At 67.1% G+C, this 22,465-nt stretch carries 23 protein-coding genes; 10 read left to right on the forward strand and 13 right to left on the reverse strand.

Annotated features, from left to right (window positions below):
• Window positions 1-17: 17 nt before the first annotated feature.
• A complete protein-coding gene (locus AC5Y6X_RS11195) occupies window positions 18-839 on the reverse strand; it encodes a mycofactocin-coupled SDR family oxidoreductase (protein ID WP_499986539.1) in 822 nt (273 codons plus the stop codon).
• A complete protein-coding gene (locus AC5Y6X_RS11200) occupies window positions 836-2,014 on the reverse strand; it encodes an acyl-CoA dehydrogenase family protein (RefSeq protein ID WP_499986540.1) in 1,179 nt (392 codons plus the stop codon). Before AC5Y6X_RS11200 ends, AC5Y6X_RS11195 begins: the two co-directional genes overlap by 4 nt.
• A gap of 111 nt (window positions 2,015-2,125) precedes the next feature.
• Here AC5Y6X_RS11200 and fabG point away from each other — a divergent pair, with 111 nt between their 5' ends.
• The 6 genes from fabG (at window position 2,126) to AC5Y6X_RS11230 (ending at window position 7,698) form a co-directional block, all read left to right on the forward strand.
• Window positions 2,126-2,866, forward strand: a complete 741-nt coding sequence (gene fabG / locus AC5Y6X_RS11205) for a 3-oxoacyl-ACP reductase FabG (protein WP_499986541.1) — start codon at window positions 2,126-2,128, stop codon at window positions 2,864-2,866.
• Window positions 2,867-2,953: 87 nt separating this feature from the next.
• Complete coding sequence (locus AC5Y6X_RS11210) at window positions 2,954-4,171, forward strand: acetyl-CoA C-acetyltransferase (protein ID WP_499986542.1); 1,218 nt, start codon at window positions 2,954-2,956, stop codon at window positions 4,169-4,171.
• Window positions 4,168-5,364 carry a CoA transferase gene (locus AC5Y6X_RS11215; protein WP_499986543.1) on the forward strand — a complete coding sequence of 399 codons (1,197 nt, stop codon included), beginning with the start codon at window positions 4,168-4,170 and terminating at the stop codon, window positions 5,362-5,364. Before AC5Y6X_RS11210 ends, AC5Y6X_RS11215 begins: the two co-directional genes overlap by 4 nt.
• 25 nt (window positions 5,365-5,389) lie before the next feature.
• Window positions 5,390-6,583, forward strand: a complete 1,194-nt coding sequence (locus AC5Y6X_RS11220) for an acyl-CoA dehydrogenase family protein (RefSeq protein ID WP_499986544.1) — start codon at window positions 5,390-5,392, stop codon at window positions 6,581-6,583.
• 4 nt (window positions 6,584-6,587) lie between these two features.
• Window positions 6,588-7,277 carry a GntR family transcriptional regulator gene (locus AC5Y6X_RS11225; protein WP_499986545.1) on the forward strand — a complete coding sequence of 230 codons (690 nt, stop codon included), beginning with the start codon at window positions 6,588-6,590 and terminating at the stop codon, window positions 7,275-7,277.
• Between the two features lie 64 nt (window positions 7,278-7,341).
• The gene (locus AC5Y6X_RS11230) at window positions 7,342-7,698 is read left to right on the forward strand and encodes an Rv1352/Rv1906c domain-containing protein (protein WP_499986546.1); all 357 of its coding nucleotides are present in this window, start codon (window positions 7,342-7,344) and stop codon (window positions 7,696-7,698) included.
• An 18-nt stretch (window positions 7,699-7,716) separates the two neighbouring features.
• Here AC5Y6X_RS11230 and AC5Y6X_RS11235 read toward each other — a convergent pair whose 3' ends face one another.
• The 3 genes from AC5Y6X_RS11235 to AC5Y6X_RS11245 all read right to left on the reverse strand — a co-directional run bounded on the left by AC5Y6X_RS11235 (window position 7,717) and on the right by AC5Y6X_RS11245 (window position 10,054).
• Window positions 7,717-8,580: an SDR family NAD(P)-dependent oxidoreductase gene (locus tag AC5Y6X_RS11235; RefSeq protein ID WP_499986547.1), complete on the reverse strand. Its 864-nt coding sequence runs from the start codon at window positions 8,578-8,580 to the stop codon at window positions 7,717-7,719.
• A gap of 15 nt (window positions 8,581-8,595) precedes the next feature.
• Window positions 8,596-9,324: an SDR family NAD(P)-dependent oxidoreductase gene (locus AC5Y6X_RS11240; RefSeq protein WP_499986548.1), complete on the reverse strand. Its 729-nt coding sequence runs from the start codon at window positions 9,322-9,324 to the stop codon at window positions 8,596-8,598.
• 100 nt (window positions 9,325-9,424) lie between these two features.
• Window positions 9,425-10,054, reverse strand: coding sequence for a TetR/AcrR family transcriptional regulator (locus tag AC5Y6X_RS11245; RefSeq protein ID WP_499986549.1), 630 nt, complete (start codon window positions 10,052-10,054; stop codon window positions 9,425-9,427).
• A 120-nt stretch (window positions 10,055-10,174) separates the two neighbouring features.
• Here AC5Y6X_RS11245 and AC5Y6X_RS11250 point away from each other — a divergent pair, with 120 nt between their 5' ends.
• Window positions 10,175-10,738 carry a nuclear transport factor 2 family protein gene (locus tag AC5Y6X_RS11250; RefSeq protein WP_499986550.1) on the forward strand — a complete coding sequence of 188 codons (564 nt, stop codon included), beginning with the start codon at window positions 10,175-10,177 and terminating at the stop codon, window positions 10,736-10,738.
• Between the two features lie 10 nt (window positions 10,739-10,748).
• Here AC5Y6X_RS11250 and AC5Y6X_RS11255 read toward each other — a convergent pair whose 3' ends face one another.
• Window positions 10,749-11,519, reverse strand: coding sequence for an SDR family NAD(P)-dependent oxidoreductase (locus tag AC5Y6X_RS11255; protein WP_499986551.1), 771 nt, complete (start codon window positions 11,517-11,519; stop codon window positions 10,749-10,751).
• Window positions 11,520-11,604: 85 nt separating this feature from the next.
• Here AC5Y6X_RS11255 and AC5Y6X_RS11260 point away from each other — a divergent pair, with 85 nt between their 5' ends.
• Window positions 11,605-12,795: a cytochrome P450 gene (locus AC5Y6X_RS11260; RefSeq protein WP_499986552.1), complete on the forward strand. Its 1,191-nt coding sequence runs from the start codon at window positions 11,605-11,607 to the stop codon at window positions 12,793-12,795.
• Here AC5Y6X_RS11260 and AC5Y6X_RS11265 read toward each other — a convergent pair.
• From AC5Y6X_RS11265 to AC5Y6X_RS11290, 6 genes are all read right to left on the reverse strand, one after another.
• Entirely contained in the window at window positions 12,792-14,321 is a 1,530-nt protein-coding gene (locus AC5Y6X_RS11265) for a class I adenylate-forming enzyme family protein (RefSeq protein WP_499986553.1), read from the reverse strand. The genes AC5Y6X_RS11260 and AC5Y6X_RS11265 overlap by 4 nt on opposite strands.
• Window positions 14,314-15,852 (reverse strand): class I adenylate-forming enzyme family protein, encoded by a 1,539-nt coding sequence (locus AC5Y6X_RS11270; RefSeq protein WP_499986554.1) that lies wholly within the window; start codon window positions 15,850-15,852, stop codon window positions 14,314-14,316. Before AC5Y6X_RS11270 ends, AC5Y6X_RS11265 begins: the two co-directional genes overlap by 8 nt.
• Window positions 15,842-17,302, reverse strand: a complete 1,461-nt coding sequence (locus tag AC5Y6X_RS11275) for a class I adenylate-forming enzyme family protein (RefSeq protein ID WP_499986555.1) — start codon at window positions 17,300-17,302, stop codon at window positions 15,842-15,844. Before AC5Y6X_RS11275 ends, AC5Y6X_RS11270 begins: the two co-directional genes overlap by 11 nt.
• Entirely contained in the window at window positions 17,302-18,099 is a 798-nt protein-coding gene (locus AC5Y6X_RS11280; RefSeq protein WP_499986556.1) for an enoyl-CoA hydratase/isomerase family protein, read from the reverse strand. Before AC5Y6X_RS11280 ends, AC5Y6X_RS11275 begins: the two co-directional genes overlap by 1 nt.
• On the reverse strand, window positions 18,090-18,902 hold the full coding sequence (locus tag AC5Y6X_RS11285; RefSeq protein WP_499986557.1) for an enoyl-CoA hydratase/isomerase family protein: 813 nt from the start codon (window positions 18,900-18,902) through the stop codon (window positions 18,090-18,092). The genes AC5Y6X_RS11280 and AC5Y6X_RS11285 overlap by 10 nt, the downstream gene beginning before the upstream one ends.
• Before the next feature lie 119 nt (window positions 18,903-19,021).
• Complete coding sequence (locus AC5Y6X_RS11290) at window positions 19,022-19,837, reverse strand: enoyl-CoA hydratase/isomerase family protein (protein WP_499986558.1); 816 nt, start codon at window positions 19,835-19,837, stop codon at window positions 19,022-19,024.
• 134 nt (window positions 19,838-19,971) lie between these two features.
• Here AC5Y6X_RS11290 and AC5Y6X_RS11295 point away from each other — a divergent pair, with 134 nt between their 5' ends.
• Window positions 19,972-20,655, forward strand: coding sequence for a hypothetical protein (locus AC5Y6X_RS11295; RefSeq protein ID WP_499986559.1), 684 nt, complete (start codon window positions 19,972-19,974; stop codon window positions 20,653-20,655).
• A complete protein-coding gene (locus AC5Y6X_RS11300) occupies window positions 20,652-21,545 on the forward strand; it encodes an enoyl-CoA hydratase/isomerase family protein (protein WP_499986560.1) in 894 nt (297 codons plus the stop codon). The genes AC5Y6X_RS11295 and AC5Y6X_RS11300 overlap by 4 nt, the downstream gene beginning before the upstream one ends.
• A 24-nt stretch (window positions 21,546-21,569) precedes the next feature.
• On the opposite strand, the gene AC5Y6X_RS11305 is transcribed toward AC5Y6X_RS11300, so the two are convergent.
• Window positions 21,570-22,376 (reverse strand): TetR/AcrR family transcriptional regulator, encoded by an 807-nt coding sequence (locus AC5Y6X_RS11305; RefSeq protein ID WP_499986561.1) that lies wholly within the window; start codon window positions 22,374-22,376, stop codon window positions 21,570-21,572.
• Window positions 22,377-22,465 lie beyond the last annotated feature (89 nt).

Here is a 22,465-nt window from a genome sequence, read left to right on the forward strand (position 1 = left end):
GGCGCGGCGCCCGAGCGTCAGTACTGCGTGGAACCCTGGTCGACCCGGATCTGCGCCGCGGTGACCTTGCGTGACTCGTCGCTGGCCAGCCAGCACACCGCGTCGGCGATCTCTTCCGGCTCCGCGACCCAGTCGGGCAGAAACGGCGTGAGGACGTGGTTCAGCTGTGGGTTGGTTTCCATGGCCTTGCCTATCGCCTCCACCATTTCGATGGATCCCATCGGGGTGTTCACCGGCCCAGGGTGAACGCTGTTGACCCGGATCGAATGTTTGCCCAATTCGGCGGCGAAGGCGCGGGCCAACCCGGTGACGGCGTGCTTGCTGGCGGTGTAGTGCACCATGAACGGTTGCATCTTCGCCCCGGCCGCCGAACTGATCAGGATGATCGAGCCGCCGCGGCCGCCCTCGATGATCTTGTCCGCGCCGGCCATCACGGTGTTCCAGGTGCCCAGCACGTTGACGTCCATCACGTCGCGGAAGGACTCGGGCGTGATGTCGTTCCAGGCCTGCGGCGCGGCGATCCCGGCGTTGGCCACGATGATGTCCAGGCGTCCCAGCGCGGCGACCCCGTCGTCGACGGCCGCGCGGAGTCCGTCGAAGTCGCGGGTGTCGACCACCGCGGTGACGATCCGCCGGCCCGTTTCCTCAACCAGCCGAACGGTTTCGGCGAGGTCCTCCTCGGTCGCCGGCGGGTAGGGCACGCAGGACGGCAGCTTGCCGGCGACGTCGACGGCGATGATGTCGGCGCCCTCCTGGGCCATCCGGACCGCGTGCGCCCGCCCCTGCCCGCGCGCCACCCCGGTGATGAACGCAACCTTCCCCGCAAGCCTGCCGGTCATCGCTGTGCCCCCTTGACGAGGTTCGACCCAATGATCAGACGCTGAATCTCGCTGGTGCCCTCGTAGAGCCGCAACAGTCGCACGTCGCGGTAGATCCGTTCGACGGGCACCCCGTGCATGTAGCCGCTGCCGCCGTGCACCTGCACCGCGAGATCGGCTACCCTGCCGGCCATTTCGGTGCAGAACAACTTCGCCGCCGACGGCGCTACCCGGCGATCCTGGTTGGTGACCCACAACCGGGCGGCGTCGCGGACCAGCGCGCGGCCGGCCAGCACTTCGGTCTGCTGGTCGGCGAGCATCGCCTGGACCAACTGGAAGCTTCCGATCGGTGTCCCGCCCTGAGTCGCGGTGGCGGCATAGGACACGGACTCGTCAAGCGCGCGTTGAGCGGCGCCCACCGCCAGCGCGGCGATGTGCACCCGGCCGCGCGCCAACGACGTCATCGCCGCCCGATAACCGATGTCCTCGCTGCCGCCGATCAGCGCGTCGGTGCCCACTCGGACGTCGTCGAAGCTGACGTCGGCGGTCCACGCGCCTTCCTGGCCCATCTTGGCGTCCTTCGCGCCGACCGTCACGCCCGCGGCATCCGCGGGAACCAGGAAGACCGCGATCCCCGGACCCTGATCGTCGGCGGGACGGGTGCGCGCGAACACCACGAACAGGTCGGCGACGGGCGCGTTGGTGATGAAGCGTTTCTGCCCGGAGATCACCCAGTCGTTTTCGGAGCGAACGGCTTTGGTTCGCAGGCCCGCCGGGTTCGATCCGGCGCCGGGCTCGGTCAGGGCGAAGGAGGCGACGACGTCGCCCGACGCCATCGGCTCCAGCCACCGCTGCTTCTGCTCGTCGGTGCCGAAGCCGACGAGGACCTGTCCGGCGATGCCGTTGTTGGTGCCGAACATCGATCGCACCGCCAGCGACGTGTAGCCCAATTCCATTGCCAGCTCGACATCTTGGACAAGGTTGAGGCCGAGGCCGCCCCACCGCTGCGGAATGGCATATCCGAACAACCCCATCTTCTTGGCCTGCTCGCGGAGGTCGTCGGGTACCCGATCCTCGGTCAGGATCTCCTGCTCGCGCGGGATCACGACGCTGCGGACGAACTGACGGGTCTGCTCGAGGATCGGCTGGAAGTCGTCGTCGCAGACCTCGGCGCGCTCGTGGACGTCGGTAGTCATGTTGTAGACGCTCCTCCCGGGCCCCGGCTCCGGGCGCGATCCTATATGAAATACGATATTCGAGCGACGGCGCCCCCAGGGCGGAAGCGAACACAGGATGAGGGATCTTCGATGTCCTTGCTCAGCGGTCAGTCCGCGGTGGTCACGGGTGGTGCACAGGGTCTGGGTTTGGCGATCGCGGAGAGATTCGTCGCCGAGGGCGCGCGCGTCGTGCTCGGCGACGTCAACCTCGAGGCGACCCAAGCCGCCGCCAAGCAGCTGGGCGGCGACGAGGTCGCCCTCGCGGTCCGGTGCGACGTGACCCGGGCGGCCGATGTCGAGACCCTGATCCAGACCGCGGTCGAGCGTTTCGGCGGGCTGGACGTCATGGTCAACAACGCCGGGATCACCCGCGACGCGACGATGCGCAAGATGACCGAGGAGCAATTCGATCAGGTCATCGACGTGCACCTGAAAGGGACGTGGAACGGCACCCGGCTGGCGGCGGCGATCATGCGGGAAAACAAGCGTGGCGCGATCATCAACATGTCGTCCGTCTCCGGCAAGGTCGGCATGATCGGCCAGACCAACTACTCGGCGGCCAAGGCCGGCATCATCGGGATGACCAAGGCCGCCGCCAAGGAACTCGCCTACCTGGGTGTGCGGGTCAACGCGATCGCTCCCGGCCTGATCCGCTCGGCAATGACGGAGGCTATGCCGCAACGCATTTGGGACCAGAAGGAGGCTGAGGTTCCGATGGGCCGGGCGGGTGAGCCCAGCGAGGTCGCCAGCGTCGCGTTGTTCCTGGCCTCCGATCTTTCCTCGTACATGACCGGCACGGTCATGGAAGTCACCGGCGGCCGGCACATTTGAGAGGTAGCGCGAGCAGACGCAAAAGCACCCAATTCGAGCCGAATTGGGGTGCTTTTGCGTCTGCTCGGCATAGAAACGGGAGTCGCCATGCGTGAAGCCGTCATCTGTGAGCCCGTGCGGACGCCGATCGGCCGCTACGGCGGAATGTTCAAGTCGCAGACCGCCGTCGACCTCGGTGTCGCCGCGCTGAAGGGGCTGCTGCAGCGAACCGGGCTCGCGCCCGACGCGGTGCAGGACGTCATCCTCGGGCACTGCTATCCGAGCAGCGAGGCACCCGCGATCGGACGGGTGGTGGCACTGGATTCCGGCCTGCCCGTGACGGTTCCGGGCATGCAGGTCGACCGCCGCTGCGGGTCGGGCCTGCAGGCGGTGATCCAGGCGTGCCTGCAGGTGGGCAACGGCGACCACGACCTCGTCGTCGCCGGCGGGTGCGAAAGCATGAGCAACGTCGCCTTCTATTCCACCGACATGCGCTGGGGCGGCGCCCGCGGCGGGATTCGGGTGCACGACGGGCTGGCCCGCGGACGCACCACGGCCGGCGGCCGGCACTACCCGGTTCCGGGCGGCATGCTGGAGACCGCCGAGAATCTGCGCCGCCAGTACGGCATTTCGCGCCGGGAGCAGGACGAGCTGGCGGTGCGGTCACACCAGCGGGCGGTGGCCGCGCAAAAGGACGGCGTCTTCGCCGAGGAGATCATCCCGGTCGCGGTGCCGGCCCGGCACGGCGAGGACCTCATCGACACCGACGAGCACCCCCGCGCCGACACGTCGGTCGAATCGCTGGGCAAGCTCAAACCCGTTCTGCTGGCCGAAGATCCGGACGCCACCGTCACCGCCGGCAACGCCAGCGGCCAGAACGACGCGGCATCCATGTGCGTGGTGACCACGCGCGAGAAGGCGGCCGAACACGGGCTGCGGCCGTTGGTCCGCATGGTGTCGTGGGGCCTGGCGGGCGTGGCGCCCAACATCATGGGCATCGGTCCCGTGCCGGCGACCGAGGTCGCGCTCGCCAAGGCGGGCCTGAAACTGTCCGACATCGACGTCGTCGAGCTCAACGAAGCCTTCGCCGCACAGGCGCTCGCGGTGATGCGGGAGTGGAACTTCGGCGCCGCCGACCACGACCGCACCAACGTGCACGGGTCGGGGATTTCGCTGGGCCATCCGGTCGGCGCGACGGGCGGCAGGATGCTGGCCTGCCTGGCGCGCGAGCTCGACCGCCGCGAGGCGCGCTACGGGCTGGAGACCATGTGCATCGGCGGCGGTCAGGGGCTGGCCGCCGTATTCGAACGGGTCGCGGCGGCGTGAACGAGTTGCCGCTGAGCGGGCTGGCCGTCGTGGAGGTGTCGAGTTTCGTCGCCGCACCGCTGTGCGGCATGACGCTGGGTCAGCTTGGCGCGCAGGTCATCCGCGTCGACCCGATTGGCGGCGCCTCCGACGTCCGGCGATGGCCGCTGGCCGCGGACGGCACGTCGATCTATTGGACCGGGCTGAACAAGGGAAAGCGTTCGGCCACCATCGATCTGCGCTCGACCGAGGGTCAAGAGCTGGTCCAGCGGCTCATCGTCGAGGGCGACGGCATCGTGGTCACCAACGCCGCGGGCCTGTCCTGGCTGAGCCATGATCTGTTGGCCGCCAAGCGTTCCGACGTGATCCACGTCCAGCTGCTCGGGCGCGGCGACGGGTCGACCGCGGTGGACTACACCGTGAACGCCGGGCTCGGATATCCGCTCGTCACCGGGCCCGCCGAGCACGCGGGCCCGATCAACCACGTGCTGCCGGCCTGGGACGTGTGCTGCGGCCTGTACGCCGCGCTGGCCGTCGTCACCGCCGTCCGCCACCGCGACCGGTCGGGGGCGGGCGCGCGCATCAGCCTGGCCCTCGAGGACGTCGCACTGGCGACGGCGGGCAATTTGGGGCTGCTGACCGAGCCGCAGGTGAACGGCACCCAGCGCCAGCGCCTGGGCAACGCCATCTACGGGCAGTACGGCCAGGACTTCACCAGCCGCGACGGCATCGCATTCATGGTTGTGACGTTGACCGGCAGGCACTTTCGTGATCTGGTCGAGGTGACGGGCACCGGGACAGCGGTGTCGGCACTCGCGGAGGCCCTGGGCGTGGACTTCGCCGACGAAGGCGACCGCTACCGGTACCGCGACGCGCTCTCCGGCCTGTTCGCCACCTGGTTCGCCGATCACACGGCCGACGAGGTCACGGCTGCCCTGGCGGGCACCACCGTGCTGTTCGAGCGTTACCGCACCTTCGCCGAGGCGGCGGAAAGTCCCATGGTGACCACCAATCCGCTCTTCTCTCGGCTGCATCAGCCCGGCGTCGGAGACTATTTCGCTCCCGGCATGCCGGCCGCGTTCGATGGCGCTCATCCCGCCAGCGCACCGGCGCCCGCACTGGGACAGGACACCGCCGACGTGCTCGCGCAGCGCCTGGGGCTGACGACCGCCGAAATCGAGCGCCTGGCGAGCGCGAAAACCATCGCCTGCTGAGATAGGCGCAACGGAAGGACAGCGCATGACGAAACTCGCGCAAACCCTCGGCCTGACCGAGTTTCAGACCGAGATCATCGCCACGGTAAGGCAATTCGTCGACAAGGAAGTCATTCCCAACGCGCCGGAACTCGAACGCGCCGACACCTACCCGCAGGAGATCGTCGATCAGATGCGCGAGATGGGCCTGTTCGGGCTGATGATTCCGCAGGAGTACGGCGGTCTGGGGGAGTCGCTGCTCACCTATGCGCTGTGCGTCGAGGAGCTGGCACGCGGCTGGATGAGCGTGTCCGGTGTGCTCAACACCCACTTCATCGTGGCGTACATGCTGCGCCAGCACGGCACCGACGAGCAGAAGCGGCGGTTTCTGCCGCGCATGGCGATCGGCGAATCCCGCGGCGCGTTTTCGATGTCGGAGCCCGAGCTGGGCTCCGACGTGGCCGCGATCCGCACCCGGGCCACGCGGAATTCCGATGGCAGCTATGCGATCGACGGCCAGAAGATGTGGCTGACCAACGGCGCCACGTCGACGCTGGTGGCCGTGCTGGTGCGCACCGACGAGGGCTCGGACAAGCCGCACCGCAACCTGACCGCGTTCCTCGTCGAGAAGCCGGTCGGTTTCGGCGAAGTCGTTCCGGGGCTGACGATTCCCGGCAAGATCGACAAGCTGGGCTACAAGGGCATCGAGACCACCGAGCTCATCTTCGACGGCTACCGGGCGAGCGCCGACGACATCCTCGGTGGCACCCCGGGGCAGGGGTTCTTCCAGATGATGGACGGCATCGAGGTCGGCCGGGTCAACGTGTCGGCGCGAGCCTGCGGCATCGGAATCCGTGCCTTCGAGCTCGCGGTGCGCTACGCGCAGCAGCGCCACACCTTCGGCAAACCCATCGCCGAGCATCAGGCCATCGCGTTCCAGCTGGCCGAGATGGCGACCAAAGTCGAAGCCGCGCACCTGATGATGGTCAACGCGGCCCGGCTGAAGGACTCCGGGGAGCGAAACGACGTGGCCGCCGGGATGGCCAAATACCTTGCCAGCGAATACTGTTCGGAGGTCACCCAGCAGAGCTTCCGGATCCACGGCGGCTACGGCTACTCCAAGGAATACGAGATCGAGCGGCTGATGCGCGACGCGCCGTTCCTGCTCATCGGCGAGGGCACCAGCGAGATCCAGAAGTCCATCATCAGCAAGCGACTGCTCGCCGAATATCAGGTGTGAGGCGATGATCGTTCCGGATTTCGCCGCGCGGCCCCAGCTTTCGGAGGACGTCGCGCGCTTCGTCCGCACTCGGATCTTCGACGGTACCTACACCGCGGGGTCCTACGTTCGTCTGGACCAATTGGCCGCGGAATTGGGGATCAGCGTCACGCCGGTGCGTGAGGCGTTGTTTGCCCTGCGCGCCGAGGGGCTGATCGCGCAGCAGCCCCGGCGCGGGTTCGTGGTGTTGCCGGTGACCGGGCGCGACGTCGCCGACGTCGCCAACGTGCAGGCGCACGTCGGCGGCGAGCTGGCCGCGCGGGCCGCGATCAACATCACCGACGAGCAGTTGCGCGAACTCAAGGAGATCCAGGCGCAACTCGAAGATGCCTACGCCGGCGACGACCACGAGCGCACCGTCCGTCTCAACCACGAATTTCACCGGGCCATCAACGTGGCCGCGGATTCGCCGAAGCTTGCCCAGCTGATGTCCCAGATCACCCGCTACGCACCCGAATCGGTGTTCCCGGCCATCAAGGGTTGGCCGGAGCAATCGATGAGGGACCATCGCCGGATCCTGTCCGCGCTCAAAAAGCACGACGACACGCTCGCGCGCGCCGCCATGTCGGAACACCTCGCCGCGGGTGCCGTTCCGCTGATCGATCACCTCACCGCCCATGGGGTCGTGGTGGACATGAACCGTTCGCGGGATTAGCTCTTGGTGCGCGGGCGCGCGGAGGCATACCCTGCCATGGGGGGCGACCGTACGGAGAGAAGAGATGCCCCCGATGCTTCGCACATCGGCCGCACTGGCCGTATGCATGCTCTCGTTCGCGCCGCCGGCCGTCGCCGACCCGCTCGACCCGATTCCCGGCAATGGCGTCTTTCTCGTCGGACCCGACATCGCGCCCGGCCTCTACCACACGGGCGGATCGGGGTCGGCGTTCGGGGTTTGGATCAACAATGTGCCGACCCAGGAGTCGATGTGCTCGTGGTTCACCTACAGCACGCCCGATGCGAGCAAGGACCATGTGCTGCAGACGAATACCTCCATCGGTCCGATGTACGCGAACATCAATTCAACGGTCAAGGCCTTCGAGTCGCAGAACTGTCAACCCTGGACGCGGGTGCCGTAAGCTGCCTCTGGGGCTGAATCACCGCATCACATAGGGGAACTGAGGATGCGGGTGAACACCGTGCAGGTCGCGGCACGACGGTGGCTGGCGGTCTCCCTCGTCCTTGATGCCGTACTTGACGGCCAGCTCGGCGCCGATGAGGGTCTGACCGCTGTATAGCGTGAGATCTGGATCTTCGTAAAGCCGCGAAATGACATGCCCCGTCAGTTCCGGGGTCTCGGCTATGTCGAGGACGTGCCCGAGCTTCGCCGGATTGCGTGCGACGATGTCCCGCACCCGCTGAGTCAGCAGCGAGCCCATCCAGATCGACACGGCAACGATTCCGGTGTCTCTGAGGTCCACCGCCATGTCCGCGGCCATCTTGTCGACGCCGGCCTTGGGCACGCCGTATGCGGGACCGAACGCATAGTGCGCCGCACCCGAAGCGGAGGTGAAGGCCACGAGGCCTTTGCGTCGCGGCAACATCAGGGGCACGGCAAAGACGGTGGCGACGTAACTGCTGCGCAAGCCAACGCCGAGCGTGTCGATGACGCTGAGCGGCTCTTCCCAGAATTTGGTCCGCCCCATCATCTCGTCCCGGATGATCGCGGCGTTGTTGACCAATATGTCGATCCTGCCGTGCTCTCGTCCGACCCGTTCGAACAAGTCCTTCACCTGTTCGTCGTCGGAGTGGTCGACACGGACAGCAATGCCCTTGCCGCCCAGCGCGTTGACTTGCTCCGCGGTTTCCTGGATTGACCCGGAAAGCGGTGATTGGCCAGGCTTTTCGGTGCGCCCGGTCAGGTACACGGTATACCCGTGGCCACCGAGCGCGCGTGCGATGCCCGCACCGGCCCCTCGACTGGCGCCCGTGACGACGGCGATCGGACTGCTGTTCGACATCAATTGGCCTCCGGTCTACAGAACGGCGCCGCCGTTGACGCCGACAACCTGACCGGTGACATAGCCCGACGACTCTGAGCACAGGAATGCGCACAGCGCGGCGACATCGTCGCAAGTTCCCAGCCGTCCCGCGGGAATGGCCTTGGCCAGAACCTCCGCGGGCGGAAGTTTCTTGGCTAGTTGTTGCTCGCGCAGCATCGGAGTGTCGATCACGAAAGGCGGGATGGTGTTGACCGTGATTCCGCGCGACGCGTACTCCTGCGCCAAAGTCTTCGTGAGCGCGATGACGCCGCCCTTGGAAGCGGAGTAGTGGCCCTGGCCGACCGCGCCCTGCTGCCCGGCGGCCGACGAGATGGTCACGATGCGGCCCCATTTCGCCGCCACCATGTCGGACAGCGCCGCCTGCAGGCAAAGGAAAGTACCGGTCAGGTTCACCGCCAGGTAGCGATTCCATTCGTCGAGCGCGATCTTGTGGAACGGCGTGAAGCCGGCAATGGCGGCGCTCGTCACCAGGATCTCGACCGGGCCCAACGCATTTCGCACCGTCGCGAATGCCTGGGCGACGGCGTCCGAATCCGCAACGTCGACCTGAATGCCGAGGGCGCTGGCGCCACCGGCCTGAAGGTCGCGGGCCACGTTGTCTGCGGCCTCTCCGTTCAGGTCGAGAACGGCTACTCGACATCCGCCTTCAGCGAGGCGGGTAGCGATCGCCTGCCCAAGTCCCGAGCCGCCACCGGTGACCACCGCGACCCGATTCGGCGTGTCCACCAAGCCTCCCTGCTATACGCACGTACTGCAACGTGTCTGTACGACTGTATAGCACACTTCGGGACCTCAACGCATGTCACCCGCGCGAGTGCGACCGCCTCCGCCTGCGGCGGGTCGACCGCGTCTCGAGGGAATCGAGATATTTTTCGATCGCGTTGACCACTTCGTCGTGTGCGGCGCGGACACCTACGCCTTCTTCAAGGTTCAGAAACTTGGGGATTCCGGTCACCAACAAAGCGACCGCACTCAGCGACAGATCGCCGTCCAGCCGCGCTCCCTTGCCGAACTTTCGCGCAAGCGCCTCGACTTCGATCTTGCGCACGCCGTTTGTGACGTCGGCGATCGCGGAGCGGATCGACTTGCGATGGTTACCGAGCGCGAGGAACTCGGTCATCAGGGCCCCGGTCGCCTCATCCCAGCTGAAGTCCCACAGCGCGTGCAGCGGATCGTCGGATCGGGCTTCAAGCGCGTTCGCCAGCACGGCGAGGTTGCGTTCGGAATACCGCTGGATCGCCGCGAGGAAGATCTCGTCGAGGGACGGAAAGTAGTACTGCACCAGGCTCGGTGTCACCCCCGCCTTGGCGGCCAGCGCGCGGTAGGTCACGCTGGCGTAGCCTTCCTCGAGCATCATCGTCTCGACACAATCAAGGAGCGCGTCGCGGGTCTTGGACGTCTCGGCACCGACGCGACGGGGTTTTGTTGCCATGGGCGCCTCCTTCACGTAGGACCATTTTCACACTCGCCATATGCTGTACATCCGTATAGTCTCACAGTCGTGCGCCGATGCCGTGCACCAACGGGCTCGGTTCCGACGATCAGGAGACGCATGACCACAGATACCGACCTGGGCGCGTTGCGGCGCGACGTCCAGTACCTACTTGATCGCACCGCCATCCTCGATTGCATCGCGCGCCACGCGCGGGGTTGCGACCGCCACGACGCGGACCTCATCCGCGCGGCCTACCACGAAGACGGCGTGGACGAGCACGGCGTCGCGGTCAATTCGGGGTCGGACTACGCGGGCTGGGCCAACCACACTCACGCCGAGACCTCGATCGTCCACACCCACAACATCACCACGCACTCATGCGAAATCGATGGCGATACGGCACACGCCGAAAGCTACGTCATCGTGGTGCTCATCGGCCGTGATCGCGGCAGTGCGCAGTTCATCACGGGTCGCTACCTGGATCGGTTGGAGCGCCGAGACGGTCAGTGGCGCATAGCCGTTCGACGGTCGACGGTGGAGGGCATGTTCCTGGCCGACGCGCGCGTGTTGCAATCGAAGTTCTTCAAGGAGCAGGGTTACCTCGTCGGCACTCGCGATCGCCACGACCTGTCGTATCAACGGCCATTGACGATGGAGACGCCAGACGCGACCCGCTGGTAACCTGACCAGATCAGACGCCGGCCGGCCCCGGCGCGCCGTGCATGTACAGCGTCTGCCCCGAACAGAAGCTCGAGGCATCGGAAGCGAAAAACAGCACGCCGTATCCGATCTCATCGGGTTCGCCGAGGCGGCCCACGCCGTTCGTCATCGCGATCGCCTCGGGATCGAGCCCATAGCGGGCAGCATCATCCGTCAGGGTGGCCGCACGCACGGCTCCCACGGCGATCGCGTTGACGCGGATGCCCTTGCGGGCCCAGGCCGCGGCCATCGAGCCGGTCAGGTTATTGACCGCCGCCTTGGCGGCGCCGTAGGGCGCCGCCTGTGGCATGGCCAACAGGCTTGCCCCGGAGGAGATGTTGACAATCGCGCCCTTGCCCTGTTCCAGCATCGGCTTGGCCGCCGCGCGCGAGAGATGCCACACTGCACCGAAGTTGAGGGCGAGCGTGTGCGCGAAGTCGTCGTCGGGCCATTTCAATATGGACTTTGTCTCCGCGCCGCCCGCGCAGTTCACCAGGATGTCGATCCGGCCGTACTCCCGAAGTGTTGCGTCTACGAGTGCTTGGCATGCTTCGGGGCTGGTCACGTCGGTGGGCACGGCGAGTGCCCGTCGGCCCAGGGCCTGTGCCTCCTTGGCGGTGGACTCGAGCGGGTCGGGGCGTCGGCCCGCGAGCACGACGTCAGCTCCATGCTCGGCGAGCACCAATGCGCTGCCTCTCCCAATTCCCGTGCCGCCGCCCGTGATCATCGCAACTCGCCCATCGAGGCGGAACCGATCGCTCACCTAACCAACCCTTCCTCCACACCATCTGCTGTACGAGCGTACAGCAGATGCTATATGGTCGTATAGGCACCGCTTAGGAGGGACATTGCGCCGGGACCTGTATTACGACCCGTGGGACGTCGAGATCGACCTCGACCCGTACCCGGTCTATCGACGGCTACGCGACGAGGCCCCGCTGTACTACAACGAGCGCCACGATTTTTGGGGAGTGAGCCGTTACGCGGATGTCGAGGCGGCCCTGAAGGACCCGAACGGGTTGAGCTCGGCGAAAGGCGACATCCTGGAGGTGGTGAAGACCGATCCCGTGATGCCGCCCGGAGTCTTCATCAATGAGGATCCGCCGCTGCATACGATCCATCGCGCATTGGTGTCACGGGCTTTCGTGCCGAAAAAGTTGCGGGCACTCGAGGGCCAGGTGCGCGCGTTCTGCGCGGCCTGCCTCGACCCGCTGATCGGTGGAGAGAGCTTCGACTTCGTACTCGACCTAGGACGCGAACTTCCCATGCGAACCATTGGCATGCTCGTCGGCATCCCGGACGCCGACCAACCCTCGGTGCGGGCCCAGGCCCATCGCGTCCTGCGCAACGAGCCAGGCAAGCCATTGCCCGTGGACAAGGATCACTATTTCGACGGCGACATGTTCACCGAATATGTCTCGTGGCGCGAAAAGCATCCCTCTGACGATCTGATCACCGAGCTGCTCAACGTCGAGTTCGAGGATGAGACGGGCGCAACGCGTCGGTTGACCAAGCAAGAATTGTTGATCTTCCTGGCGGTTGTCGCGGGTGCCGGCGTGGAAACCACGGGTCGGTTATTCGGATGGATGGGCAAGGTACTGGCTGAGCATCCCGATCAGCGCAAGGAACTCGTCAACGATCAGTCCCTCATCGCAGTCGCTATCGAAGAACTCCTGCGCTTCGAGCCTCCCGGTCCGCACGTCGCGAGGTACGTCGCGACCGGGGACGTCCGCTTTCAAGGACAGACGGTGCCCGCGGGGAGCGCACTGCTCGTCATGCTGGCGTCGGCTAATCGCGACGAGCGCCACTTCGACGATCCTGATCGCTTTGACATTCACCGAAAACCGGGTGGGCACCTGACGTTTGGCCGTGGAGCTCACTTTTGCGTCGGTGCGCCGTTGGCCCGGCTGGAGGCTCGTGTAGCGCTGGAGGAGGTGCTGAAGCGATTCCCGGAGTGGCAAATAGACCTCGCCAACGCCCGCCGCTCACGGACGTCCACGGTACGTGGGTGGGACTCGATGCCGGCGGTCGTCGGCTAACGCGCTCGGCGATCGTTGTCGAGCAACACCTCCCGCAGGCGATGGGCGTCGACCTTGCCGGTGCCGCCGCGTGGGACGTCGTCGTCGGATTCCAGCAACAGCCACAGCGTCGGCACCTTGAACGAGCTCAGCAGCTTTCGGGCCGATGCGCTCAGTTGCTCGGCCGTCAGAGTCCCCGCTCCCACCACCGCCGCGCCGACCCGTTCGCCCGACGGCCCGGACACGTTGGTGACATAGGCGTTGACGACGCCGTCGATGGTGCGCAGCGCCCGCTCGACCTCGCCGGGATACACCGTCGCGCCGCTGACCTTGAACATGTCGTCGGATCGGCCTTGATAGAACAGGAACCCGTCGCCGTCGAGGCGGCCGAGGTCGCCGGTGGGGTAGAAGCCGTCGGCGGTGAACAGCTCTTCGCGGCTGCGACGGCAGATGCTGCGCAGTGTGTGCGGTCCCCGGATCTGAATCACGCCGACGGTTCCCGCCGGGACCGGCTCGCCGCTGTCCGGTTCGACGATGCGAACCTCCGTGCCGCTGAACGGCTTTCCGCAACTTCCCCATGCCGCGGCCGGCATGTCGGTGTCGGCGGGATAGCCGCAATACGGCCCGAACGCCTCCGTCATACCGAACAGCGTGGCCCGCGCTCCCGGTGCGGGCCGCAATTCGGGCGGCAGCAACGCGTCCAGGCTGCCCGGCCGCAACGCCGACAGGTCGGCGCCGACCGTTTCGGCGTGCCGGGCCAGCGCCTCGGCCTGGTCGGGCCAGCCGCGAAACAGCGTGACCCGCTCGGCTTCCAGCAGCCGCAGGGTGGTCTCGGGCCGCGGTATCTCCTCGGTCACCAGGGTGGCGCCGGCCAGCAGCGCCGACAGTATCCCGCTACCGAAGCCGCCGACCCAGAAGAACGGCATCGGCAGGTACAGGCGAGTGTCGGGGGTGATGCAGCGCGCCGCCAGGCCCGAGCGCACCGCGCCCAACGCGTTGCCGTGGGAGTGGATGACGCCCTTGGGTGCTCCGCTGCTGCCCGAGGTGAACATGATGACCAGCGGGTCGGCGGGGGTGACCGTTCGGGTCATGGCGTCGACGATCCCGCGGGCCGCATCACTGGGTGCCGCGAGCCGGTCGGCCGGCCAAACCTGGCGCAGCGCGGGGAGTTCGAGTCGCGGCACGGGCCGTAGGTCGTCCAGGTAGCGGTGGCCGCGGAATTCCTCGACGCTCACCAGGAATTGCACCGAAGCCGCGCGCAGCTGGGCGATCAGTTCGCCGGGCTTCAGCAGGGTGCTCAGCGGCACCAGCACGGCGCCGATGCGGGTCAGGGCGATGGCGATCTGAACCCAGCGGACGCAATTGGGCATGATCAGCCCGACCCGGGTGCCCTTGCCGACCCCGGCATCGACGAAGGATGTCGCCAAATCGCTTGTGGTCGTGTCCAGTTCGCGATAGCTGAGCCGGGAAAGCGGGTCGATCACCATCGGCTTCGCACCATGCCGCACCGCTTGTGACCGCACCAGCTGGTCGATAGTGTCAGGCATCGAACAGCTCCCTCAGCCGCCGGGCGTCGACCTTCCCGCTGGACAGCAGCGGCAGTTCGGCAGGGGACAGGGTGATGAACCGCCGGGGAATCTTGTAGGCCGACAACTCCGACCTCAGCCGGTCCCGCAGTGCGCTTTCGTCGAGACCGGGCTGGACGACGACGGCGACAACCAACTCGCCCCGCTCGGCGTCCGGAATGCCCACGACGTGAGCCTCGGCGCCGGTGACCCTAGCGATCGCCCTCTCCACCTCCGCCGCCGAGACGTTGGCGCCCGCCGTCTTGATCATCGCGCCGCTCCGGCCGACGAAATAGAAGAATCCCTCGGCGTCGACACGCACCAAATCGCCCGTGTGGAACCAGCCGTCGGCGTCGAAGCACTCTTCGCGGCTGCGCCCGTAGTAGCCCTGCATCACAAATGGCCCCCGGATGCACAGCTCGCCGACGCCCGCGGGATCGGGGTCGACGATCTTGGTCTGGAATCCCGACGCCGGCTTGCCGAACGAGCCGCGTCGCGCTTCGGGCTGGTCGGATTCGTCGTCGCCGATCAGCACGACGCTGCCGGCCTCGGTCATGCCGAGCATATTGTGTCGCAGCTCCGGGTCGGCCGGCCGGGCGTCGGGCGGCATGATCGGGTAGAGGTTGCCGCGCCGCATCGACGACAGATCACGTCCGGCGAAGCTCGGGTGCTGGGCCAGGTGCGCGACCGCGGCGGCGAAACCATTTGTCATCGTCGGCTTTTCGGCCTCCAGCAAGTCGAGCGTCGCACCGGCGTCGGTGGCGTTGGAGCACACCAGCGTGGAGCCGGCGACCAGCGTGGCCAGCAGGCCGAATGCGAACCCGCCGATCCAGAAGAACGGCGAATTGCAAAACAGCCTGTCCGCGGCCGTCAAACCGCGGATCTCGTTGAGGTTTCGCTGATGCTCGAGCAACCCGGCGTGGGTGTGCACCACCCCCTTGGGGGCGCCCGCCGAGCCCGACGTGTAGACGACGGTCAGCGGATCGCAGCCCTCGACGTCGTCTTGCATCGCCTCCAACAACGCTGGTTCGACGACGGTGGCCGCGCGGCAAAACCGCTCGTGGGTGATCGCCACGTGGCGCAGCTGCGGCGCGGCGGCGACCAGCAGTCGCTCGCGGGAATCGAAGCCGGGGTCCGACAGCACCTCGGCGATCCGCTCCGCGTAATCGTGGGAGCGAAACGACCGGGCGCTCAACAGTATTTCGACATCGCTGTCGACCAGCTGCTCGCCCAACTCGCGAGCTGTGACGAAAGTGGAAAACGGGATCACCACCGCGCCGATTCGCGCGGCCGCGAGCATCCCGACGACGAACTCGGCGCCGTTCGGGTAGAGCAGGCCGACATGCGTTCCCTTCCCGGCACCGTGGGCGATCAGGCCGCGGGCGAGCTCCGCCGACCGCCGATCGGCTTCGGCATAGCTGATGCGCTCGGCGTCGCAGACAAGCAGCGGGTGGTCACCGCGCACTTGCGCCCGGTGCCGCAGGATGCCGCCGACCGTCAGCTCACCGGGCATGGTCGCGCTGCGCGGCGGATTCGTCGAAGAAGCGCCGGACGGCGCCCAGATCGGCCTTACCGGACGGCGTCCGGGGGATCGCGTCCACCAGCGCGATCTCGGTGGGAATCTCGTAGCGCGCCAGCCGCGTTCGCAGGTATTCCACCAGCGCGTCGGTCGATGCGGGCTCGCGCAGTTCCACCATGGCGACCGGCGCCTCGCCGAGCCGTTCGTCGGATCGCCCGATCACCGCGGCGCCCGCGACTGCGGGGTGGTCCTCCAACGCGATGCGCACGTCGTCGGGCATGACCTTGAACCCGCCTCGGATGATCGCCTGGTCGGCCCGCCCGACGATCCAGACGAAGCCGTCCGCGTCGATTCGCGCCATGTCCGTGGTCCGCATCCAGGTGGCCGACGGCCCCAGCTGTCCCGGCCTCACCTCCAGCAGGCCCACCCGATCGGGCCCGAGCACCTTGCCGTCGTCATCGACCACCCGCAGCTGCGCACCCGGGTTGGCCCGACCGACGCTGCCGCGCTTCGCACTCCAGTGTTTCCGGTAGTCGTCGAGGGTCCAGCCGGCGACACCACCGCCGAATTCGGTTGCGGCATAGGAGGTCAACACGGGAATGCCGTACTTCTCGGTGAAGGCGTCGGCGTCGTCGGCCGACAGCGGAGCCGTGCCGCAGGTGACCGCGCGGATGCTGTCCAGGTCGGCTCGCGGCAAATCGGAGTGCAACACCGTCCGCAATGCCGCCGGGACCAGCGACACCGCGCGGGGCCGGTGCCTGCGCACCGCATCGGCCCATGCGTTCAGCTCGAATCGTTCCAGCAGCACGAAGGGTCTCGCCGCGGTGACGCATTGCAGCACCCGGAACACGCCGCCGATGTGCACCAGCGGCGAGTTGACGATCGCGACGCCGCGCCGCGGCTGAGTGGGCGCCGGGCCCGGCTCGATGCCCATCACGCTGCGCGCCAGCATGTCGTAGCTGAGGTCAATTCGCTTGGGGGGACCGGTGGTTCCGCTGGTCAACATCCGCACCGCCACGCCCGGCCGGGGAGCGGGGCCGCCCGCAGGTCGCAAAGGCCCGGGGGAGTCGTCCAAGAGACCCGAGATCGCGACCGTCGGGGTCCCCGGAGTGACCAGCGTCGCCAGGTCGCCGGGCTCGCCGAGGACCAGCGGCAGGCGCAGCGCGGCGATGTCCGCCCGGGTGCGTTCGTCGCCCCGCGACGGATTGATGGTGACCACAGTCCCGCCGCCGAGCAGCACACCGAGGAAGGCCGCCACGTGGCCCGGCCGGTTGCGCAGCAGCATCCCGACAGCGCTGTGTTCGGCCGTCGATGACGCGGTGTGCGCTGCCGCCTCGCCGACCCGGCCCCACGACAGCCATCGGCCGTCGTACTCGATGGCGCGCGCGTCCGGCTGCAGGCCCAGCACATCGGCGATGCGTTGACTCAGCGGGTGATCGGCCATCAGCGGATCTTCGGTTCGCCCCTGTCAACGGGCTGGTCGCCCAGCTCGGAGGTGCCGAGCGGGTTGCCCAGCCGCGTATAGATCAGCCCCTGCTCCAGGGCGGCCCGGTAGGGCTTGTCCAGCGACTCCCAGATCGCCTTCACCGTGCCCTGGGTCGCCGACGGCGGCTTCGCGGCGATCGCCGCGGCGATCTCGTGGGCGCGGGCCCACAGCCGGTCGCCGGGCACCACCTCCGACACCAAGCCGATCCGCAGCGCGGTGTCGGCGCTCACCCGTTCGTCGTTGCCCATGAGCGCGATGCGCAGCGTCTCGCCCAGGCCGATGCGCCGCATCAGGCCGATCGGTTCCAGCGCGCAGACCAGCCCGGCCGATACGTGCGAATCGAAAAACGTTGCGTCCGTTGAGCAGATGACGACGTCGGATTCGTTGACGAAGTAGAACGCGCCCGCGGTGCAGATGCCCTGGACGGCGCACACCAGCGGTTTCCACATCTTCTGCCACTTGGGGCTCAGCGCTTCACCGGGATCCTCGTGGTTCCAGACGTTTTCGGGCTGGCCATATGGCGTCTTGACGTCCAGCCCGGCGCTGAACGCCCGGCCGCCGGCCGCCCGCAGCACGACCGCGTGCACCGACTCGTCGAGTTTGACGACGCGCCAGGCCCGGGCCATCTCCTCACACATGGTCCGGTTGAACGCGTTGAGCTGGTCGGGTCGATTCAGGGTGATGGTGGCGACGTGGTCGGAGGCGTCGACGTCGAGCAGGATGGTTTCGAAGGTGGCCGGCTCGCTCATCGGCACTGCCAATCCGGGGGCCGCTTTTCCACGAACGCCTTGGGGCCCTCCTGCGCGTCCTCGGTGCGCAGGACGCGCTCACGGAACGTCTCGGCCAGGATCTCCGCCTCGTGCAGCGGCAGATCCAGTCCCTTGAGGATGGCCAGCCGCGTCCCCCGAACCGCCAGCGGCGCATTGGAGTTGACAATGCCGGCGATCTCATGGGCCCGCTCGAGAAGCTGTTCGTGCTCGACGATTTCACTGATCAACCCCAGATCGAACGCGCGCTCCGCGCTCATCCGCTCGTGCTTGCCCATCAGCGCCATCCGCAGCGCCACCGACCGGGGCAGCACCCGCGCCAGGCGCACCAGCTCGCGACCGGCCACCAGCCCGATGCTGACGTGGGGATCGAAGAACGTCGCGCGGTCGGACGCGATGACGATGTCGGACGTGGTGACCCAGTCCAGCCCGGCCCCGCAGCACAAACCGTTGACGGCGGTCAGCACCGGCTTGGCCATCCGCCGAAACGGCGGCGTGCCCTCCTGCGGCGCCTCCCACTGTTCGTAGGTCGAAAGATACGGCCGCTCGTAGATCACCTTGCCGTCGGCGGGAATGGCTTTGACGTCGGCGCCGGTGCAGAAGGCGCGGCCGGTGCCGGTCACGACGAGCAGCCACACCTTGTCGTCGTTTTCCGCCTCGTCGTAGGCGGCCCGGAGCTCGGTGATCATGTGCGGGCTGAGCGCGTTGAGGGCGTCCGGGCGGTTCAGCGTGATGGTGGCCGTGTGCCCGTCGACGTCGTAGTCGATGGTGTCGAACGAGTCAGTGGGCATCCCTGCTCCTCTCGTTTGACGCCCGGGGCGATCGACGAGCGTGGGGCATATGGACGGGTTCAAGGCAGTTCCCGTACTTAGCGCCCACACTCGGCGCCCTAGGATTGCAGCGTTTCCGGTCAGCGACCACGAAAATCCGGATCCCGTCGTTGCCGGAAGGCTTCCAGGCCCTCCTTGAAATCGCTTGTTCGACAGGATAGTTCCAAATTGAACAGCTCCTGCGTCAGGGACTGGCTCAGCGTCGCGTGCTGACCGAAAGCCAGCGCCTGCTTGGCCAGCCCGATCGCGACCGTCGGCCCGCAGGCCAGCCGCTTCACGAGTCCTTCGGCGGCGCCATCGAGTTCGGACGGGTTGACCGCTTGGTGAATCAATCCCCTGTCGGCGGCGTCCGTCCCGCCGACTTTCTCGCCGAGCAGCAGCATTCGCCTCGCCCGGGCCACGCCGACCAACCGGGGCAGCAGCCACGTCGAACCCGAGTCCGGGCTGAAGCCACGCTCCACGAACGGCTCCCAGAACACCGCGTCGGTCGCGGCCACCGTGAAATCCGCCGCCAGCGCCAGGTTGCAACCGAACCCGACGGCCCATCCCCGCACGCTGCACACCACCGGCAGTTGAATGGTCCCGACGAGCTCGATCACGCGATGGGCCCCATGCGGAATCCGCCGCACCAGATCACCGGCCCGGGGTCGCTGCCGATCATTGGTGGCCACCCAGTCGGCGCCCGCGCAGAAGTCGTCTCCGGCGCCGCGGATGTGAATCGCCCGCAGTGAATCGTCGGCGGCGGCGTCGGTCAGCGCGTCGACCAAAGCCGCGATCATCAACTGGGTCAACGAATTACGACGAGAAGGGCGGTCGAGCGTGACCCGCAAAACCGCGCCGTCCCGGCACACGGTTACCGAACCCTCGGCCCCGGCCGTTTCGGCCCCTTGACTCACCGTCGAATCCGGCCTTTCTCCGCCGATACGGTTACCCATACAGTAGGCAATACGATTGATACGCTGTATAAGTTAGCAAGGAAACGCTCCCGACGGAAATATCCTGGCGGAACGGCCGGGCGAAAGAGGGTTGCATGGCCGAGGGCACACCCGCTTCGACGAGCACTCACGACGCCAAATTCGGCGAGGCGCCACTCGCGCAGACCATCGCCGCGGCCGGCGCCCTGCGGCGCCTCAGCTCGCTGCTGCTCAGCCTCGAGCACGATCACCCCGCGGTCGACCAGATGCTGGCGAAGTTCGCCGACTGGGAGCGCGAGCTGTCCGCGGCCGCTCCGACAGACAACGCGCCCCGAATCGGTGTGATGGACGACGACCCGCGGCGGGTCTATCTCAATCACGCCACCGACATCGGCGCCTACAACCCGTGCTTTCCGGAGTACCGGTTCGAGCATTTCGATGCCGAGAAGGCCGGCGGCACGGTGTGCTTTCCGCTCGTCTACGAGGGGCCGCCGGGACTGGTGCACGGCGGCTTCCTCGGCGTCTTCATCGACTGCGTCATACAGCACCACAATTGCGTGACGGGCCTTTCCGGCAAGACGCGATCACTGCTCGTGACGTTCCGCCGGCCGACGCCGGTGCTGACCGAGCTGCGCTTCGACATCGTTCGCTCGCAGGTCGAACGGGGGATCACGTCGACGGCCCGGCTGCTGCTGGACGATGAAGTGCTGTGCACCGGCGAGGTCAACACGTTGGCCTCACCGCCGGAGAAACTGACCGGATTCAAATTCGGCAGGCGGCGAAAGGAATCCGACAGATGACAGCCTCGAGCAACCCGGACGATCGTGTGCTTTTCGAGGTCGACCCGGCCCGCCGGATCGCGACGATCACGCTGAACAACCCCAAGCAGCGCAACTCGTATGACGCCGCCATGCGCGACGCCGTCGCCCGCTGTCTGGACCGCGTCGCCGACGACGACGACCTCACCGTGGTGCTGCTGCGCGGGGCCGGCGGGGTCTTCAGCACCGGCGCCGACATGAACAACGCATACGGCTGGTATGGCAAACAGGACGCGAAAGATGGTCCACCGGCCAAGCGCCGCCCCAGCCAGCGCAGGCGACTGACCGTGGACCGCAAGTCATTTGGCTTCTACCACAACTTCATGGGCTTCCCGAAGGTGACGGTGGGGGAGATCGCCGGCTACGCCCTGGGCGGCGGCTTCGAGATGGCGCTGATGACCGACATCTCCGTCATCGCGCGCGACACCAAGATCGGCATGCCGGCAACGCGCTTCCTGGGCCCCGCGCTTGGCAGCCTGCACATGTTCTTCCATCGGTTGGGACCGGTCCTGGCCCGGCGCCTGCTGCTCACCGGCGACGTCATCGAAGCGGGCGAGATCGAGCAGCTCGGAATCTTCACCGACACATGCGATCCCGGAACCGTCACCGCCCGCGCCCGGTACTGGGCCGAGAAGGCGGCCAAGATGCCCGCCGACGGAGTCGTCATCGCCAAGGAGGCGTTCCGCCTCGTCGAGCAGACCCAGGCGTACAACGGTGAGGAAGTCGCCAGCTATCTCTTCCACGCCTTCGGCACCAACCTGCAATTCGGGCCGGACGAGTTCAACTTCGTCAAGACCCGCGCTCAGCACGGCACCAAGGAGGCGTTCCGGCTACGCGACGAACACTTCCACGTGCCGGAACCCGAAGCGTGATAACGCGATTCGCCGATCCAGAGGCTAGCGCGCCGCGGCGGCCTTGGTCCGCCGAGCGGGGGCCTTGGCGCCCTTGCGCGGCCGGGATGGCGCAGACTTGCCGCCCTTGGATGCCTTGCCTTCCTCGATCAGCCGGCTGGCGTGATCGAGGATGCAGGTGAGGCCGTACTCGAAATTGGTTTCATCGGGCGCGGCGATCCGGTGACCTATCCGGGTCACCTGGGCGAGGAGCGGGGTTTTCTCGGGATCGATCGCGACGGCGTCCTCGATGGCGCGCGGTCCGACGTCGCTCGATTGGTTCTTTTCGTAGAGCCGCTGCAGCACCACCGACCCGCGCACGTGCATCGACACCGCGGAGTAGGTGTCGAAGGCGTCCTCGGGCGTGAGGCCGGCCTCGACGAGGTTGGCGATCGCCTTCTCCATCTCCTGGGCGCCCAGGCGCGCCGCCTTGGGGCTCAGCGCCGCGCGAATCAGAATCAGGTCGCACAGAATTGGGTTACCCATGAACGCCTTACGCATCGAGCGCGCATGGTTGCGCAAGGTCTCGCGCCAGTCGCTCGCTTCGACGTACGGGGTGGCGAACACATACTTACTGAGGGCGCGATCCGTCATCGCATTCAGCAGATCGTCCTTCTTGCGGAAGTACCAGTAGATGCTGGTGACGCCGACGCCGAGGTGTTTGCCGAGCAGCGGCATGCTCAGGTTGTCGATGGATACCTGCTCCGCGAGTTCGAAGGCGCCGCTGATGATGTCGTCCGGATTGATGGATCCGCGTTCGCGTCGCTGACGCTTATCAGCGGTTGCCTGCTTTGCCACTACGGGCACCTCCATCAAAATTCTGCGTCCGGGCCGTGAGAATCGTGCCACCCGTGGAGTTCAATCTACCGGCAGATCCTCTCCCACCTGCGCATACGTACGCG

It is taken from the genome of Mycobacterium sp. NGS26, assembly GCF_059813025.1.

Excerpts from the sequence above, each read along its gene's own strand:
- AC5Y6X_RS11220 (WP_499986544.1), top strand. The coding sequence starts at position 5,390 with ATGACGAAACTCGCGCAAACCCTCGGCCTGACCGAGTTTCAGACCGAG.
- fabG (WP_499986541.1), top strand. The coding sequence starts at position 2,126 with ATGTCCTTGCTCAGCGGTCAGTCCGCGGTGGTCACGGGTGGTGCACAG.
- AC5Y6X_RS11235 (WP_499986547.1), bottom strand. The coding sequence starts at position 8,580 with ATGTCGAACAGCAGTCCGATCGCCGTCGTCACGGGCGCCAGTCGAGGG.
- AC5Y6X_RS11295 (WP_499986559.1), top strand. The coding sequence starts at position 19,972 with ATGGCCGAGGGCACACCCGCTTCGACGAGCACTCACGACGCCAAATTC.
- AC5Y6X_RS11250 (WP_499986550.1), top strand. The coding sequence starts at position 10,175 with ATGACCACAGATACCGACCTGGGCGCGTTGCGGCGCGACGTCCAGTAC.
- AC5Y6X_RS11200 (WP_499986540.1), bottom strand. The coding sequence starts at position 2,014 with ATGACTACCGACGTCCACGAGCGCGCCGAGGTCTGCGACGACGACTTC.
- AC5Y6X_RS11230 (WP_499986546.1), top strand. The coding sequence starts at position 7,342 with ATGCCCCCGATGCTTCGCACATCGGCCGCACTGGCCGTATGCATGCTC.
- AC5Y6X_RS11225 (WP_499986545.1), top strand. The coding sequence starts at position 6,588 with ATGATCGTTCCGGATTTCGCCGCGCGGCCCCAGCTTTCGGAGGACGTC.
- AC5Y6X_RS11285 (WP_499986557.1), bottom strand. The coding sequence starts at position 18,902 with ATGCCCACTGACTCGTTCGACACCATCGACTACGACGTCGACGGGCAC.
- AC5Y6X_RS11195 (WP_499986539.1), bottom strand. The coding sequence starts at position 839 with ATGACCGGCAGGCTTGCGGGGAAGGTTGCGTTCATCACCGGGGTGGCG.
- AC5Y6X_RS11210 (WP_499986542.1), top strand. The coding sequence starts at position 2,954 with ATGCGTGAAGCCGTCATCTGTGAGCCCGTGCGGACGCCGATCGGCCGC.
- AC5Y6X_RS11275 (WP_499986555.1), bottom strand. The coding sequence starts at position 17,302 with ATGGCCGATCACCCGCTGAGTCAACGCATCGCCGATGTGCTGGGCCTG.
- AC5Y6X_RS11300 (WP_499986560.1), top strand. The coding sequence starts at position 20,652 with ATGACAGCCTCGAGCAACCCGGACGATCGTGTGCTTTTCGAGGTCGAC.
- AC5Y6X_RS11245 (WP_499986549.1), bottom strand. The coding sequence starts at position 10,054 with ATGGCAACAAAACCCCGTCGCGTCGGTGCCGAGACGTCCAAGACCCGC.
- AC5Y6X_RS11265 (WP_499986553.1), bottom strand. The coding sequence starts at position 14,321 with ATGCCTGACACTATCGACCAGCTGGTGCGGTCACAAGCGGTGCGGCAT.
- AC5Y6X_RS11270 (WP_499986554.1), bottom strand. The coding sequence starts at position 15,852 with ATGCCCGGTGAGCTGACGGTCGGCGGCATCCTGCGGCACCGGGCGCAA.
- AC5Y6X_RS11305 (WP_499986561.1), bottom strand. The coding sequence starts at position 22,376 with ATGGAGGTGCCCGTAGTGGCAAAGCAGGCAACCGCTGATAAGCGTCAG.